The sequence below is a fragment of the Mediannikoviicoccus vaginalis genome, assembly GCF_928097925.1.
In the GTDB taxonomy this organism is placed as follows: domain Bacteria; phylum Bacillota; class Clostridia; order Tissierellales; family Peptoniphilaceae; genus Mediannikoviicoccus; species Mediannikoviicoccus vaginalis.
Genome location: NZ_CAKMRI010000001.1, coordinates 602,171 through 618,984, shown reverse-complemented (window position 1 = coordinate 618,984; position 16,814 = coordinate 602,171). Strand labels below are relative to the sequence as shown.

Below are 16,814 nucleotides of genomic sequence, written 5' to 3'. Positions count from 1 at the left end.
AAAAATAAAATATAAGTATTTTACAAGGGAAACATCAACAGTGTTTTCCTTGTATTAGTTTTAGGGCAAATGAACGAACTCGTTCGGTAAGGAGGTATGTTTTATATGAAAAAGAAGAAATCTATTAAAGATATTATTTCCTACAGTGAAATAAAAAAAGGAAAACTTGTAGGAGGAATATTATTTGTTAGTCTTGGTATGCTATTAAGTATTTGTCCAATTTTGGTGATATACAAAGTTATAAAATCCCTATTTTTATATGGGAAATTAGAACAAAGTACAATACAGTTTTGCATCTATGGACTTGCAGCAGTGGTATTGTCATATTGCTTAACTTACATTGGCGGTATTTTATGCCATAAGTTTTCATATGTTTTAATAGCTAACTTAAAAAAGAAGATATTATTTCATATTGGGAATCTTCCTTTAGGGTTTTTTACCGGAGACAACAAGTCAAAAATAAGGCAAGTATTAGGATCAGACATGAATCAAATTGAGGGATATTTTTCTCATCAATTACCAAATTTAATTTCAACTTTAGCACTAATTTTAGCAATGATAATTGTTATGTTGAAGATGAATTTAATATTAGGTCTTACGACTTTGTTAATTATATTTGTTGGTTTAGGAATTCAGATTGCAATCATGGCAAAGATTATAAAGTCGGGTGGACTTGAGAAAAACTTTGCGATTCTGGATCAAATTAATTCAGCAACTACTGAATATGTTAAAGGTATGCCGGAAGTGAAAATCTTTGGAACAGGAGCAAAATCATTTAAAACTTTTTCAGAGTCAGTAGGAGAATATAGAGACTTTACAAGTTCGATGACATCAATGATAAGACCGGGATTTGTCTCATTTAGAATGTTTATTCTATCTGTTGCTACATTCATAGTTCCTGTAGGAATACTTTTAATGTCACGAAATAATAATTTGGATTTTGCTACAGTATTTATTTTCTATTTGATTCTTGCACCTGCTATTAGTGTACCTGCATTAAAACTCAGAGATTTTGCAGAAGGGATGAATTTACTAAATGAAGTTGTTTTGAGGATCTATGAAATTATAGATGAAAAAGAATTGGAAATTGAAAATAGTGACGAAGAGATAAAAGGTCATGATCTTGAATTTGGGAATGTAAGCTTTTCTTATGGAAATGAAGAGGTTTTAAAGAATATAAGCTTCTTTGCTAAACAAGGAGAAGTTACAGCATTAGTTGGCTATTCAGGAGCAGGCAAATCTACCATTGGAACGCTAATACCAAGATTTTACGATCCTTCAGAAGGCTCTATTAAAATCGGTGGAGTTAATTTAAAAAATATTCCGATGAACGCCTTAATGGACAGGATAGCATTCGTTTTTCAAGATAGTGATCTTATCACAGATACAGTCTTCAATAATGTTGCTATGGCAAAAACAGGCTCTACAAAAGAAGATGTCATAAAAGCATGTAAAAAAGCAAGATGTCATGATTTTATTATAAAACTTCCTGAAGGATATGACACAGTTTTGGGTAAAGGAACTTATTTATCTGGAGGAGAGAAACAACGTATTGCCGTAGCAAGAGCGATTTTAAAGGACGCACCAATATTAGTATTAGACGAAGCAACAAGTTTTGCTGATTCTGAAAATGAATATCTTATGCAGGAAGCTTTGTCTGAATTGGTTAAAGATAAGACAGTTATCATGATTGCTCATAGGTTAAATACCATAGAGCATGCAAATCAAATTTTAGTAATATCTGATGGAAAAATTGCAGAAAGAGGTAAGAATGAAGATTTAATCGTTGCAGATGGAATATATAAGAGACTCTTTGATATTTATAAGAAGACAAATATTTGGCAAATGGATATAGAAGGGAGTGAGAATGAATGATAAGAAATATTACTTTAGGGAAGATGAATAACATAAGAAAATCCATTATATTAAATGTTTTGGCATCTATTTCAAACCTTATACCATTTATTGCTTTGGCGAAAATTGTAGAAACACTATTTTTAAATAGAGGTGCAGATAGTATAGATACGAGCATTTTATGGAAGTATTTTGGGATAATGGCAATATTTTTCTTTGTAACATTCTTATTGGAAAATTTAGCTACAAAATATACCTATGAACTTGGTTACAAGACAAGTGCAGATGGGAGAATAGAGCTTGCAGACCACATAAGAAAACTACCAATAGGTTATATCTCAGGGAAAAGCTCAGCAGAGATCTTAGATACATTAATGAATGATTTTTTCAAAGTTGAAACGGCAGTAACTCATCAATTACCTCAATTTTTCAGTGGTATATGTGTAGCGGTTCTTTGCTCAATATTATTTTTGGTAATTAATGTAAAAATGGGAATAGCAACACTTATTGGATTGCCGATTTCTGTTCTACTTCTTACACTCATGCAAAACTTTCAGAAAAAAATTTATTTGAAAACAAAGAAAATGAGGATAAAAGAGGAAGAAGATATAAACGAATATTTGGATGCTATTAAGACTCTAAAAGCTTATAACAGCTTAGATGATACATTAACAAAGTTTGAAGAAGATATAGATAACTCGAGAGACGCAAATATTAAGAGTGAGAAAGGAGTTGGTTCATTAACTACTATAGCAAGTATGATTTTAAGAATAGGACTTCCTTTGATGAGTTTAGCGGGTTCCTATTTGTTTATAAATGGATCTTTGGAAATTGATACATTTTTAATGTTCTTATTTGTAGGCACAAGGATTTTTGATCCCTTGGAGCTTGCACTTGTAAATTATACAGGTCTACAAATGGCATCGGTTTCAGGAGAGAGAATCATTAACTTACTTAACGCTAAACCTATGTCAGGAAATTCCGTTGTAAACGAAAGCAACAAAATTGAAATCCACGATGTTTCATTTTCTTACAAGGAATCTAAGGTTATCGATAATGTTTCATTAGACATTAATGAAAATGAATTAACTGCTTTTGTTGGTTACTCTGGCTCTGGAAAATCTACACTAATTAAATTAATTTCCAGATTTTATGATCCTAATGAAGGGACAATTAAAATTGGTGGAGTAGATTTGCTAACAGCCGACCCTGATAAATTAATGGATAAATTTTCTGTTGTTTTTCAAGATGTGTATCTTTTTAAAGACACAATTTATAACAATATAAAATTTGGAAATGAAGATGCAAGTAAAGATGAAATCATGAATGCTGCAAAAATGGCAGGAGCTTATGACTTTATAGTCAATAAAGATGATGGATTTGACACTATGATTGGACAAGGAGGTGCGACTCTGTCTGGAGGTGAGAAACAAAGAATATCAATAGCGAGAGCAATATTAAAAAACGCCCCAATAATACTACTTGATGAAGCAACATCTTCGCTTGATCCTGAAAATGAACTTATTATACAAGAAGCAATATCAAATTTAATTAAAAATAAAACAGTTGTGGTTGTAGCTCATAAATTAAGGAGCGTAATGGGAGCTGATAAAATTGTTGTTTTAAACAAAGGAAAGGTAGAAGAAGTTGGGAAACATGAAGAACTTATTAAAAATGAAGGACTATATAAAGACTTATGGAATTATCAAGAAAAGTCTAAAGAATGGAAGATTGTACAGTAACAATCAATTTTAAAGGAGGAAATTTATGAAAACACAAAAGAAATCATCAAAAAATGCAGTTACAGCCGGTGTTTTAATTGCACTTTACTTTGTAACATATGCAGTCATTGGGGCAATATCTATGCCTGTCCCTGTTTTATTTTTACTAATGCCTATGCTTGTAGCACTATTTGCTGCACCAACCTATCATATGCTTCTTGCAAAGACAAAGTCAGCTACTGCTATTGTAATCGCAGCTATTTTACCAAGTATTTTATTAGTTGCAACTGGGCATATTCCAATTGCACCATTAGTGGCAGTGCCTGCCGGAATAATTGCTATGTTCATAGCAAAAGGTGGAAATTATACAGACTTTAAGAAAAATACAATTAGTCATATGTTTTTTTCTCTAAACTTATTTGGAGGCTTTTTACCAATTTGGGTTATGAGAGAAGCGTTTTTTGAAAGTGTAATAAAAGGTGGCTTAGATCAAAGCTTTTGTAACACAGTAAGAGCATGGACACCAATATGGATGTTACCAGTTATGATTATAGGAACATTTATATTCTCTTTGATTGGTTCTTATTTTACAAAAAAAATATTAAATAAAAAGTTGGAATCCGCAGGAGTTTTATAATGGAAAATTCAAAGTTTGTTCTGGGGTCAAAATATGACCTCAGAACAAAACTTATCTTGCTTATGGGTGCGAATATTTTAATTTTTTTAGGGTTTGATTGGATCTATCAAAGCCTTATTACATTATTTTTCCTTGTCATCATTATTAGCGATGGTTATAAAAAATCCGCTATAAGGTATATTTTATTTTTTGTAATAAGTGTAGTATTGGAAAAATCTTTAGCCTATTTTAATATGAATTTTCTTTTGAATTTAATTTTATTTATCTTGGCAATTGGAAGAAAATTTCTGCCATGTATTATCGTGGGTAAATGGATTTTAAATTCAACATCTGTTTCCAGTGCAGTGGCAACTTTACAAAAATTAAAACTTTCAAAAGACTCGCTCATAATGATTTCTGTAATATTTAGATGTTTGCCTACTATTAAAGACGAATGGAGTCATATAAATATGGCGATGAAAACTCGAGGAATTAATTTTAACTTAATCAATTTAACAAGAAGACCAACATTAATTATGGAATATTTTTTTGTGCCATTGTTCGTAAGTGTGATAGAAATTGGGGATGAGCTCTCTCAATCAGCCATTATAAGGGGACTCGATGCTCCTGTTAACAAAACAAGTAGACACCTAATTAAGTTTAGAAAAAATGATATTGGTGTTCTAATTCTTATGATTTTAATTTTATCAATAGTAATATTTATGAAAGTATCAGGGTGGGACTTATGATTGAAATTAGAGAATTAAGTTTTAAGTATAAGGGAGGATCTGATTACTCATTAAAAGATATAAACTTGAAAATCAAAAAAGGGGAATGCATTCTTCTATGTGGTAGGAGCGGTTGCGGAAAGTCGACTCTATTAAAGCTTATGAACGGTATAATACCTGAGTTTTATGATGGGGACATTTCTGGCAGTGTTATGGTCAATGGTATGAATACATTTACCACACCAATTTATAAATTATCTAATAATGTAGGCTCGGTTTTTCAAAATCCTAAAACACAATTTTATACAACAAACACTACAGATGAGATTGCTTTTGGTTTAGAAAATTACGGAATAGAAAGAGAAGTAATTAACAAAAGGATTGAAGAAGTTGAAAAAGAGCTTCATCTTGAAAACTTGATGAATAAAAATATATTCAATCTTTCTGGAGGAGAAAAGCAGAAGATTGCTATAGCAAGCATTTACGCATTAAACCCTGAGATATTTATTCTTGATGAACCATCTTCAAGCTTAGACATAAAGTCAATGAAAGAACTATCGCTTACAATAAAAAAGCTTAAATCTTTAGGAAAAACTATTATTATTGCAGAACACAGGTTGTGGTATTTAAAAGACATTGTTGATAGAGCAATATACTTAGAGGATGGAAAAATCATCAGAGAATATAGTATGGACGAAATTGAAAATCTAAGTGAAGATGAACGAATGAGAACAGGACTTAGGCATTCTGATTATAAAGCTATTGAAAGATTTGATGATTTTGAAACTTCAAATAAAGGGACTTTATTAGAGTTAAAAAATCTAATATTCAAAAGAAATACCAAAATAATTTTGTCCATTGAGGATCTTAAATTTTTTTATGGGAATATTATTGGAATTGTTGGAGAAAATGGAATTGGGAAGTCTACATTAGCAAAAATTATATGTGGCTTAAACAAAGAAAATAAAGGTAAAATTTTAAAAGATGATGAGAATTTAAATATAAAAAGTAGGCTAAATGAGAGCCTGCTTATTATGCAGGAAGTGAACTGTCAGTTATTCACGGACAGCGTTAAAGATGAAATAGTATTAACATCAAATATTAAAGATGATAATGCTTTAGATACTTGGTTAAAAGATATGGAGTTGAAAAATATCAGTGATAGGAATCCTCACACCTTGTCAGGAGGACAAAAACAGAGAGTAATTATCTTATCCGCTTTACTATCCGACAAGAAAATTCTATTTTTCGATGAACCAACCAGTGGATTGGACTATAGAAATATGAAAATAGTAGCTAAAAACATAAAGAAAGTAAAGGAAGAAGATAAGTTGATTTTAATAATATCCCATGATGTTGAGTTTTTAGATTCAGTTTGTGATAAAGTGATTGATTTTACTTACTTATGAAAATGCATACATTAGTAAATTACAAGAGGGACATATGATAAATAAGCAAGAAAAACGAGAAGTCGTAAATAGTATTTTTCATGATACTCCATAAAATAAATTTTATAATATTTTTTCATTTTAGAGGATTTATGCCTAATAGCATAAGTCCTCTTTTTTTTTTATGCTCAAATTAATCATTAAAACTTCAAAATGCTATAGAAAAATAAAAATTCTGGTTACCAAAGAGGGCAAATTTCACTTTATAAAGTGAGGGGTATTTTGTCATCTTGCTATAAAAATCCAAATACTTTGAAGTGTGAATATTCTTGAAAATGCTTAGATGAAATTAGCATATTTCATATTTAATTCACTTATCTAGGAAAAAAATTCAACTTACATAGGAGGTTAAAATGCAAGCAATAAAAGTTTATAGCATGAGAGTTGCTATGTTATGTAGACTTTATGATCTTAAATTAATTAATGATAAGGAATATACAAAAATAAAAAATAGAATAGAAAATGATTATAAAAAGAGAGATAGAAAGTAGTTAATCTTGTGATATAATAACACTGTAGAAAGATACAAAATGGGAAGGAGGTAAAATGAATACTAAAGTAAAAGTAATAAAAGCTTCAAATACAGGAGCAAGAAATAGAAATGCGCTACATTTAGATCTAAAACGCGTTGCAGCATATTGTAGAGTAAGTACAGATAGTAAAGACCAACTTGAATCATATAAATCGCAAGTTGATTATTATTCAAATCTAATAAAAAATAATAAGAACTGGACTCTGGCTGGTATATATGCAGATGAAGCAACAACAGGAACAACTGCTACTAAAAGAGCTGATTTCATGAGGCTAATAAGTGATTGCCAAAATGGAGATATAGACATGATAATTACTAAATCTATATCAAGATTTGCTAGAAATACATTAGATACCTTAAAGTATGTAAGACTATTAAAGGAAAACAATGTTGGTGTAGTATTTGAAGAAGAAAATATAGATACTTTGACAATGGATGGAGAGTTACTATTAACAATATTAAGTTCAGTAGCTCAACAAGAAGTAGAAAATACCTCAGCCCATGTGAAAAAAGGACTGAAAATGAAGATGGAAAAGGGGGAGCTTATTGGTTTTCAAGGTTGTCTTGGATACGATTATGACCCTACAACAAAAAGTATCTCTATAAATGAAGAAGAAGCCAAAATTGTCAGATACATCTTTAAAAGATATTTAGAGGGCAATGGTGGCTCAGTCATTGGCAGGGAACTAGAAGAGCAAGGATATCTCACCCCGAGAGGTAAAACAAAATGGTCTGATACTACAGTGTTAGGAATAATTAAAAATGAAAAGTATATTGGTGATATACTAATGGGAAAGACCTTTACAGTCGATCCTATAACAAAAAGAAGACTAGCAAATTTTGGTGAATCTGATAAATATCACATTGAAAATCATCACGAGCCAATTATATCAAAAGAAGATTTTGAAAAGGCACAGGAGATTAGACTCAGGAGAGCACAAAATAGAAACACTATTGCTAATAAGGATAGAAAAAGAGAAAAACTATCAAGACAATACGCTTTTTCAAGTATGCTGGAATGTGGATTTTGTGGTGAAATACTTTCAAGAAGAACATGGCACACTAGTTCAATTTATAAAAAAATTAACTGGCAATGTGTAAAATCAACAAAAAAAGGTAAAAAATATTGTCCTCATTCAAAAGGAATACAAGAAGCAGCAATAGAAAAAGCATTTGTTGAAAGCTATAGGCAATTATGCCATGCAGATTCAACAGTAATAGATGACTTTTTAAAAATTGTAGAAGAAGAAATAAATGATGAATCTTTAGTCAAGGATCTGAAAAAGTTAGAAAACCAATTAAACAGAATCATTAGTTAAGAAAGAAAGTTAGTTGATCTTCATTTAGAAGATAGTATAGACGAAGAAGTTTATGCTAAAAAGTATAAAAAACTGACAAAACAAAAAGAAGAATTACTTGATGAAAAGAAAACACTGGAACTAACGATAAAAGATGAAGACTCTATTAAAGAAAGACTAAAGCAATTTAAAAAGATATTAGAAAATAAAGAAATTATAGAGGAATTTAATAGAACAGTATTTGAAAGCATAGTTGATAAAGTCGTAGTGGGGAGAATTGATAAAGACGGAACAGTTCATCCTTATGACTTAACATTCTATTTCAAAACAGGAGTTAAAGATAGTCAAGATTCTAATAATTTCAAAGATAAAAGAAAAAATGCCAAAGACAATGACATTAATAAATTGTGTTCCTACAAGAATGACGAGGATAAAAAATTATGTTCCCAAGCAAAAGACAATGCATTGTGAGTGTGTGGCATTATTGTCCAAACTTTAAACTTAACACCTTTTAGATATTGATTAGGTTGTAGCAAGTAGTTAAGATGGTGGGATAGAGTTAATAAAAATTAATTATTAGAAACAAAATAAATTAATTAAACAAGCATAAATTTGCGGAGGCAAAAATATGTTGTATCATGTATCTAAAACAAGTGATTTAAAAAATTATAGAACCTAGAAAATCTACACATAAAATTCCATATGTTTATGCTATTGAAAATGTAGATACAGCCCTATTATTTGGTGCTAAAAAAGATGATTTTGATTTTATATTAGATGAGATAGATGGCAAACCTATTGTTTATGAATGTTATAAAGATGCCTTCAAAGAAATTTACAGTAATAAAAGTTGCTCAATATATGAGTTAGATGATGATGGTTTTATGAAAGGCATGACAAGTTGGGAACCGGAATTAGTTTCAGAGCATCCAACAGTGGTAGTTAGAGAAATAAAAATTGATGATTTATATGGTTATTTAATGGATGAAGTTAAAGCAGGTAATATTATTCTTAATCTTTATAAAAGTTCAAAGGAATATAAAAGTATGATTTCTAATCATATTCTTGATAGAATAATTAGGTTTGAAGTTTTAGATGGGAAGATACCAGATAAATTAATTTCTAAATTTCCTAAGTTAATTAACCAACTAGAGAAAATAAATAATGGAGAATATCTTGACTAATAAAACCCAGTATATGTAACTGACACGACCTATAGAATATAATTTTGGTATATACGAGTTGGTGTTAAGAGATAACACTCGTAAGTCGTTTAAAAAATCATTTAGATATTTTAATTTAGGACATGTCATCAGGATGAATTTCGTAAATTAAGAAAATAAACTTTGCGAAGGAGTTAAATATGAAAATAATAGAAACAGAACGTTTAATACTTAGAGTTCCCACTCTTGATGATTTTGATGAATTATATTCGGTTCATGCAAATCCTGAAACAAATATTTTTAATCCAGGATGGGAAAAGCCAAGTAGGGAAGAATTTTTAGAGACATTAAACACAATGATTGACCACCATAAAAAGCATGGCTTCGGATATTATGCTTTAGTAGATAAAGCTGACAATAGAGTTTTCGGTCTGTGCGGTTTAAGATTTACAACAATTAATGATAAAAAGTATTTGAACTTGTATTACAGAATAGATCCATCTAAGATGAGGAGAGGCTTTGTAAAAGAAGCGGCTACTAAAATAATTGATATTATTACAAGTGAATTAAATAACGAATACAAAGTAGTCGCGTTGACTTTAAATAAAAATATTCCTTCAAGAAAAACTGCAGAGTCATTAGGTTTAAAATACAATAGAGATTTTGATGATTTGGGAGGAGAAGGAAACGTATATTATTTTAGTTAGGTAAAAGGTTAGGGAAAAATATTGGGACAGATATATTTCTTAATAAGACATCGATATTAAATCTTTTGAATTATTGTCGGAATTGTTTTGGTTAGATGAGAAATAATTTTTTGTCAATTCTTGTATTCAAGCTTTACAATTCATATAATAAAGCTTGAAAGGAAGTACTATTATGAATAAAAGTAAAATAAAAAAGATAATAGAAAAAAATAATGGTATAGTCACAGCATCTTAAGTAGCGGAGAATAGCATAGATTCATGGTATCTTACAGATATGGTTCGAAATGGCAAACTTGAGAGGGTGACAAACAGTTTATCTTTAATGACAAGTTATCGTTAGTGTGTCATTGTTGACAAAAAATAAAAATTGGAGGGAAAATGTTAAGTAACAAAGGATTTGATTTATGGGCGGATGATTACGATGAAAGCGTAGATATTTCTGACGAAGAAAATTCCTATCCATTTGCAGGATATAAGATAATACTAAATGAAATATATAATCGTATATTAGACGCGCATCATAAAAATGCTTTAGACATTGGTTTTGGTACAGGAACTTTGATATCAAAACTATATGAACATGGATGTGAAATTTATGGACAGGACTTTTCTGAGAAAATGTTCGAGATAGCACAAGAGAAAATGCCCGATGCCAAACTTTTTATTGGAGATATTTCTAATGGACTGGTAGAACCACTATTAGAAAATAAATACGATGCAATAATTGCCACATATTCACTTCATCATTTAACCGATGATAAAAAAGTTACATTTTTAAAAGATCTGCTTAATCAATTAAATGAAGGTGGAGTTATATATATTGGCGATGTAGCCTTTGAAACCCGTCTTGACCATGACAAATGTAGAAACGAAGTAGGGGAAGCTTGGGACGAAGACGAATTCTACTTTGTGGCAGCTGAGATGAAGAAATATTTTCCAGAAATGAAATTTGAAAAATTTTCAGACTGCGCAGGATTAATTACATTGAAAAAATAAAGTTAATAAAATTTTTGAGTTAGCACTTACTTTGGTAGGTGCTTTTTATTTGTAAATTACTTAGGGAAAACTGTATTATTCCGATAAATGACTTATGTCATTCCGATAAATTAATATTGTTCCGATAAAATGGTATAATAAAAGAAATTGGAGGGATGATTTATGTACATAACTGTAAAACAAGCAGCAGAAAAATGGAATATATCCGACAGGAGAGTAAGGGCTCTATGTCAAGAAGGAAAAATTCCTGGAGCATACCGAGATGGAAGAGCTTGGAAGATACCAAACGATGCTGTAAAGCCCAGCGATGGGAGATATCAAAATAACAAATCACTCATTCCAATTATAGAAGATAAATTAGAAGCTCTTAAAAAAAGAAGACCTCTAACCGAAGGAGAGTTGGAAAGACTAAATGAAGAGTTTCTAATCGAATACACATATAATTCAAATGCCATTGAAGGTAACACATTGACTTTGCGTGAAACGGATATGGTTCTTAGAGGACTTACAATTGATCAAAAATCATTAAAAGAACATTTAGAGGTCATTGGACATAAAGAAGCCTTTGATTATGTCCGACAACTTGTTAGTGAAAACGCACAAATATCGGAAAAGGTAATAAAAGATATCCACTATTTGGTTTTAGCTGATAAGAAAGAGGATAGAGGAATATATAGAAAAATTCCTGTTCGAATCATGGGGGCAGCACATGAACCTGTTCAACCATATTTAATTATTCCAAAAATGGAAGAGTTATTGAGACAGTATGAAAATAGTAGGGAAGATATTGTAACCAAACTTGCTCGTTTTCATATAGAATTTGAAAGTATTCACCCTTTTATTGATGGAAACGGAAGAACAGGAAGGCTATTAGTTAATTTAGAGCTAATGAAAGCAGGTTATCCACCAATAGATATAAAGTTTACAGATCGCTTGAAATATTATGAAGCTTTTGATGAATATCATGTAAGGAATAATATTTCGGCAATGGCAGATATGTTTGCAGTGTATTTAAATCAAAGACTTGATTTATACCTGTCAATTTTGGATTGATATTCATAGTAGGCAATACACTTCAACCTGCTATTAATGTAATAAATTAAAATTATTAAAGTACATGGAGGTAAGTATGCAGATTAAAGAATATACCAAGTTTAATTTTGATGAGATAAATAAGCTTTATGATGCAGTTGGTTGGACAGCTTATACAGATGATATGGGTTCTTTAGAGAAAGGCTATGAAAATTCTTTGAAAATACTGGCGGCATATGAAGATGATAAATTATTAGGAATAATACGTGCAGTAGGTGATGGATTCACTGTTGTTTTTATTCAAGATATTTTGGTGTTTCCCGAAGAACAGGGGAAGGGGATCGGCAAAGCCCTTATTAAAGCTATGTTAGATTCCTATCCAAATGTTAGACAGATTCAGTTGACTACTGACATCGATCCAAAAACAATAGCATTTTATAAGTCCGTAGGATTTAGTGAGCTTTCGGAAATAGATTGCTGTGGGTTTATGAGACTATAATAAAAATATAATTTGATATAAGCCTTGGAGATTTTGACTTCGGGGCTTTTTTATTTAATAAATACAAGGATCACTGTGATTCATAATAGGGTAATGCTTTGTTGCGATATTGCTTATATTACATTAAACTTGAAGAAAAAAAGTGCTATAATATAGATGATAACTAATATCAATCAGATAAAAATGTCTAAGAGATTGTAGAAATATTCAAAAAGATCTAATTATGTTAAGTGAAAGTTGTTTAACGTTAATAATTTAAGGTGAATGGAGGGACATAATGAGTTTGACTTATAAAATAGCTGCAGAAATAGTGAAACTTCTTGGAGTCAAAAAAATGTTTTTAAAATACAAAGAAGAGATGCTTGAGTATGCAAAAGGAGAAAATGCTAAAGTAGTTTTTGATTTAGAAAGGGCGATGAAGAGAGCAGAAAGAAAAAACTATTTTCTTTTTGACAGAGATGTTATGGGATATAGACTTCTCTCTTATCAAAAAAATAAAAGTTTTTCAAAGGGGGCAGTTCTATATCTCTTTGGTGGTGGCATGATTACACAACCAAATAAACTAGATTTTAAATTAGCGGAAAGAATAATGGAACAAACTGATAAAGATGTTTGGTTTTTATTTTATCCTCTTTGCTCGGAAGATGTAAAGGTGGATAAGACATATGAAGTTTGCTTTGAAACCTATAGGTTGATGACAGAAACTTATAATGAACAAAATATAAGCGTACTGGGATTTTCTTCAGGAGCCTGTTTATCACTTGGGATTTTTTTACATAATAATGCTTTAGGAAGACCACTTCCAATGCCAGGCAAGATTATTTCAGTTTCTCCGGGAGGAATACCCGATGTAACTCTCGATGAAAATAGAGATTTATGGGAGAAACTAAAAAAACTTAACAATAAAGACATAATGATTGAACCTACGTATATTAAAACTGCAAGAGAAATTTTAAAGGGGGATAAAGATTTACCTGAATATATGTTAGATGGAACTGTAGGAGACTTTACCGAATTTCCGAAAACTTATTATTATTTTGGAGAAAATGAATGCCTTTATGCCTTTGCAGAAGAGTTTAAAAAAGCAATGGAAAAATATAATGCTCCATATGAAATTATTGTTGGAAAGGGAATGTGCCACTGCTATCCACTGGCGAGATTTTTTAAAGAAGGCAGAGAGGCACAGGATGAAATTATTGAACTGTTAAAATACTGATAGAGGACATGAAATGAAATCGCAAGAATTTAAAATGCCATCCTTTGGAGTTGGACCAATATATGTTATAATCTGTTTATTTTTAACAATAGCAGGAATATATTTGTATATTAAAGGATACCTAAGTATGGGAGAAATAAACAAAGGAAAAATATTTTTTATTCTTCTTGGAATTCTCTTAATATTATTTGGCCTATACTTATGGGTACAAGCAGTTATAGTTCAGAAAATAAACAAAAATGTAAAAGAGAATAAGTTGATTACAACGGGAGTGTATAGCATGGTAAGAAACCCTGTTTATTCGGCATTTATTTTTATATTTACAGGTGTTTTATTATTTACAGAAAACTATTTCTTATTAATATTACCATTTATATTCTGGGCCTTCTTAACAATATTAATGAAAAACACAGAAGAAAAATGGTTAAAAAATGAATTTGGAAAAGAATACGAAATATATTTAAAGGAAGTAAATAGAGTAATACCATGTATCAGAAGAAAAAGTAATTAACTTTAACTAGCATCTACAAGAGTAGGTGCTAATTTTATTCCAAAATCGATTGATATAATTTCTGTAGTTAACTTACAAAAAATATACCAAAATAATAAAAGCAGCAATCTGTTTAAAAAACCGAAAAAAATGTCAACAAAGTGTTGACTTATGCCTGATGGTCCCTTATAATATTAAAGGTCAACGTAATAGGTTGACAGACAAGAGGTTATAAATGAAAAAATTAGTTGAAGTAGGAATATTATTTGACTACTATGGCTCTCTTCTTTCTGAAAGGCAGAGGTCCATGGTGGACAAGTACTATAACGAAGATCTATCTTTAAATGAAATTGGAGACTTGTATGATGTTTCAAAGCAGGCCGTTTCTGAAAATATAAAGAGAGCCGAGAGAAGACTTTATTCTTTTGAAAATAAACTTCATCTTAAGAAGAGGTCTGAAAGGACTACTGAGTTTTTGGAGTTTATAAAGGAAGATTTAAAAAATTCGAAGTCATTTGAAACAGAAGAAAGGGAAACTCTATTAAAGAAGATAGATGATTTCATAAAGGAGGATATGGGAGAGCTATGATATTTGAAAATTTATCTGACAAGTTACAAAACGCCCTGTCCACACTTACTGGTAAGGGAAAGATTTCTGAAAAAGACTTAGACTTAGCTTTGAGAGAGGTTAAGCTTGCCCTACTGGAAGCCGATGTTAACTTCAAGGTTGTAAAGGACTTTACAAAGACTGTAAAGGAAAGGGCTCTTGGAGCGGATGTTATGGAATCTTTAACTCCGGGCCAACAGGTTATTAAGATAGTTAACGAAGAGCTTACGGCGCTTATGGGTGAAGAAGAAGCTAAGATAAATTTCTCTTCTAAACCACCTACTGTTGTTATGTTATGTGGACTTCAAGGTGCTGGTAAGACTACCCATGGAGGAAAGCTTGCATTACATTTTAAGAAAAAAGGAAAGAAGCCTCTTCTTGTTGCATGTGATGTTTACAGACCTGCGGCTATAAAGCAACTTCAAGTAGTTGGAAACTCTGTAGAGGTTCCGGTGTTTTCCATGGGGGACAAAGTAAGTCCTGTGGAGATTGCAAAAAAGGGTATTGAGGAAGCTAAGGCAAAGGGCAATGACCTTGTTATTATAGATACTGCGGGACGTCTTCATATTGACAACGAACTTATGCAGGAACTTCAAGATATTAAAACTGAAGTTAGCCCTGATGAGATTTTACTTGTTGTTGACTCTATGACGGGACAAGACGCGGTAAATGTTGCAAAGACATTTAATGACAGACTTGATATTACCGGTATTATACTTACTAAGCTTGATGGTGATGCAAGGGGCGGAGCTGCTCTATCAATTAGAAGGGTTGCTGAAAAACCTATAAAGTTTATAGGTGTAGGTGAAAAGCTTGATCAACTGGAACCTTTTTATCCTTCCAGAATGGCTTCAAGAATTCTTGGCATGGGAGATGTTTTATCTCTTATTGAAAAGGCGGAAGCTGCTATTGATGAAAAGAAGGCAAGGGAACTTGAGCAAAAGATTCGTTCTTCAAAGTACTCTTTCAATGACTTCTTGGATCAACTGGAACAGATTAGGAGCATGGGACCTTTGGAAGAACTTTTAGGGATGATTCCAGGTGTGAATTCCAAGGCCCTAAAAGGACTATCCCTTGATGGTAAGGAGATAGGAAAGGTTGAAGCGATGATTAAGTCTATGACCTTGGAGGAAAGAGAAAATCCCGAAATTATTGACGCTTCCAGAAGGAAGAGAATAGCAAAGGGATCTGGTGTTACGGTTGCTGAACTGAACAAGTTATTAAAGCAGTTTAAGGAAACCAGAAAAATGATGAAACAATTTGGAAATATGAGTAAAGGTATGAAAAAGAGAGGTAAATTCCAAATGCCTTTCTTTAGATAAAATTGGAGGTATTTAAATGGCAGTAAAAATAAGATTAAAGAGAATGGGTTCAAAGAAGAATCCTTTTTACAGAATTGTAGTTGCAGATATCAGAGCACCTAGAGATGGTAAGTTCATTGAAGAGATTGGATATTACAATCCTCTAACTGAGCCAAAGGTTGTTAAGGTAGATGCAGAAAAAGTTAACAAATGGATTAAGAATGGTGCAAAACCAACTGACACAGTTCACAGATTATTCAAAGAAAATGGCGTTTATGAAGAAAAGGCGCAAGAAGCTAAGAAGGAAGTAGTAGAAGAAGTAGAAACAGAAGAATCTTCACAAGAGGTAGCTGAGTAATCCTTTAGGGGGTATTATGTTAGAATTAGTTGAACTAATTGCCAAGGAATTGGTTACAAAGCCTGAAGAGGTTGTTGTTACCAGTAGGCAAGAAGGAAACACCTTTGTAATTGAGATAAGAGCTGACAAGGATGATCTTGGAAGAATTATAGGAAAAGAAGGACGTATAGCTAAGGCTATAAGAACAGTTGTAAAGGCTTCTGCTATTAAAGATGGCACAAAGGTAGCAGTTGACATTCTTCAATAAT

Annotated in this window: 17 protein-coding genes and 1 pseudogene; all 18 read left to right on the top strand. The window is 31.4% G+C overall.

Annotation, left to right across the window (positions count from 1 at the left end):
• Nucleotides 1–105 precede the first annotated feature (105 nt).
• The 18 genes and pseudogenes from L6651_RS03080 (at nt 106) to L6651_RS02995 (ending at nt 16,813) form a co-directional block, all read left to right on the top strand.
• The gene (locus L6651_RS03080) at nt 106–1,875 is read left to right on the top strand and encodes an ABC transporter ATP-binding protein (protein WP_237036587.1); all 1,770 of its coding nucleotides are present in this window, start codon (nt 106–108) and stop codon (nt 1,873–1,875) included.
• A complete protein-coding gene (locus L6651_RS03075) occupies nt 1,872–3,596 on the top strand; it encodes an ABC transporter ATP-binding protein (RefSeq protein ID WP_237036586.1) in 1,725 nt (574 codons plus the stop codon). The genes L6651_RS03080 and L6651_RS03075 overlap by 4 nt, the downstream gene beginning before the upstream one ends.
• 25 nt (nt 3,597–3,621) lie before the next feature.
• Nucleotides 3,622–4,212 carry an MptD family putative ECF transporter S component gene (locus L6651_RS03070; protein WP_019034321.1) on the top strand — a complete coding sequence of 197 codons (591 nt, stop codon included), beginning with the start codon at nt 3,622–3,624 and terminating at the stop codon, nt 4,210–4,212.
• Entirely contained in the window at nt 4,212–4,940 is a 729-nt protein-coding gene (locus tag L6651_RS03065; protein WP_094230354.1) for an energy-coupling factor transporter transmembrane component T, read from the top strand. Before L6651_RS03070 ends, L6651_RS03065 begins: the two co-directional genes overlap by 1 nt.
• Nucleotides 4,937–6,328 (top strand): ABC transporter ATP-binding protein, encoded by a 1,392-nt coding sequence (locus L6651_RS03060; RefSeq protein WP_237036585.1) that lies wholly within the window; start codon nt 4,937–4,939, stop codon nt 6,326–6,328. Before L6651_RS03065 ends, L6651_RS03060 begins: the two co-directional genes overlap by 4 nt.
• Before the next feature lie 392 nt (nt 6,329–6,720).
• Nucleotides 6,721–6,858 carry a hypothetical protein gene (locus tag L6651_RS03055; RefSeq protein WP_023054952.1) on the top strand — a complete coding sequence of 46 codons (138 nt, stop codon included), beginning with the start codon at nt 6,721–6,723 and terminating at the stop codon, nt 6,856–6,858.
• 55 nt (nt 6,859–6,913) lie between these two features.
• Nucleotides 6,914–8,668 (top strand): annotated as a pseudogene (locus tag L6651_RS03050) (recombinase family protein).
• A 413-nt stretch (nt 8,669–9,081) separates the two neighbouring features.
• Nucleotides 9,082–9,381: a hypothetical protein gene (locus L6651_RS03045; RefSeq protein WP_237036584.1), complete on the top strand. Its 300-nt coding sequence runs from the start codon at nt 9,082–9,084 to the stop codon at nt 9,379–9,381.
• A gap of 179 nt (nt 9,382–9,560) precedes the next feature.
• Nucleotides 9,561–10,067, top strand: coding sequence for a GNAT family N-acetyltransferase (locus L6651_RS03040; protein WP_237036583.1), 507 nt, complete (start codon nt 9,561–9,563; stop codon nt 10,065–10,067).
• Nucleotides 10,068–10,445: 378 nt separating this feature from the next.
• On the top strand, nt 10,446–11,063 hold the full coding sequence (locus tag L6651_RS03035; protein WP_237036582.1) for a class I SAM-dependent methyltransferase: 618 nt from the start codon (nt 10,446–10,448) through the stop codon (nt 11,061–11,063).
• A 162-nt stretch (nt 11,064–11,225) separates the two neighbouring features.
• On the top strand, nt 11,226–12,116 hold the full coding sequence (locus L6651_RS03030) for a Fic family protein (protein ID WP_237036581.1): 891 nt from the start codon (nt 11,226–11,228) through the stop codon (nt 12,114–12,116).
• Between the two features lie 76 nt (nt 12,117–12,192).
• Nucleotides 12,193–12,594, top strand: coding sequence for a GNAT family N-acetyltransferase (locus L6651_RS03025; protein WP_237036580.1), 402 nt, complete (start codon nt 12,193–12,195; stop codon nt 12,592–12,594).
• 277 nt (nt 12,595–12,871) lie between these two features.
• The gene (locus L6651_RS03020; RefSeq protein ID WP_237036579.1) at nt 12,872–13,810 is read left to right on the top strand and encodes an alpha/beta hydrolase; all 939 of its coding nucleotides are present in this window, start codon (nt 12,872–12,874) and stop codon (nt 13,808–13,810) included.
• A gap of 13 nt (nt 13,811–13,823) precedes the next feature.
• On the top strand, nt 13,824–14,321 hold the full coding sequence (locus L6651_RS03015) for a methyltransferase family protein (RefSeq protein WP_237036578.1): 498 nt from the start codon (nt 13,824–13,826) through the stop codon (nt 14,319–14,321).
• 214 nt (nt 14,322–14,535) lie between these two features.
• Nucleotides 14,536–14,889, top strand: a complete 354-nt coding sequence (gene ylxM / locus L6651_RS03010) for a YlxM family DNA-binding protein (protein ID WP_237036577.1) — start codon at nt 14,536–14,538, stop codon at nt 14,887–14,889.
• Nucleotides 14,886–16,229, top strand: coding sequence for a signal recognition particle protein (ffh, locus tag L6651_RS03005; protein ID WP_237036576.1), 1,344 nt, complete (start codon nt 14,886–14,888; stop codon nt 16,227–16,229). Before ylxM ends, ffh begins: the two co-directional genes overlap by 4 nt.
• Before the next feature lie 16 nt (nt 16,230–16,245).
• Complete coding sequence (rpsP, locus tag L6651_RS03000; RefSeq protein ID WP_237036575.1) at nt 16,246–16,566, top strand: 30S ribosomal protein S16; 321 nt, start codon at nt 16,246–16,248, stop codon at nt 16,564–16,566.
• Between the two features lie 16 nt (nt 16,567–16,582).
• Complete coding sequence (locus L6651_RS02995) at nt 16,583–16,813, top strand: KH domain-containing protein (protein WP_237036574.1); 231 nt, start codon at nt 16,583–16,585, stop codon at nt 16,811–16,813.
• Nucleotide 16,814: the final 1 nt, after the last annotated feature.